The organism is Hyphomonas sp. (assembly GCF_046313975.1).
Taxonomy (GTDB): Bacteria; Pseudomonadota; Alphaproteobacteria; order Caulobacterales; family Hyphomonadaceae; genus Hyphomonas.
The window spans coordinates 1-411 of the sequence record NZ_JBKBXB010000061.1 but is presented as its reverse complement, the minus strand read 5'-3'; positions in this window follow the sequence as shown (position 1 = coordinate 411).

Here is a 411-nt window from a genome sequence, read left to right as displayed (position 1 = left end):
CCTGCACCTTCGCACCCAAAATCCCGTTCGCCCGCCGCACCTTGCCGCACTCGAAGCTCCCCGCCCGGAACGCGCGGCAGGTGCACGCAGTGGCCGCAGCTGATGTCCACACAGGTGCGCCCCTCCTGTTGGAAGAGGCGGCCTCGTTGCCCCCGGTGTTGCACTCAAACGTCCCAATGCAACATGTCCGCCCCCAATCCCGCCCTCTCTCCCTGTCATCCCGGCGAAAGCCGGGACCCAGAAAGCCCAGCAAAACCAACGCTCAGGCTGGCCTTCGGCCTGCACCCCCAAAGAATTCCACAGCTTTCCAATCCGGTAGGGTCCGCACCGGGCGTACGCTCCCGCCCATGAAATACTCGCTGCGCCATCCTCCGGAGGGCATCCCCCTTCTCCACCTGATCCTCTGGCCGT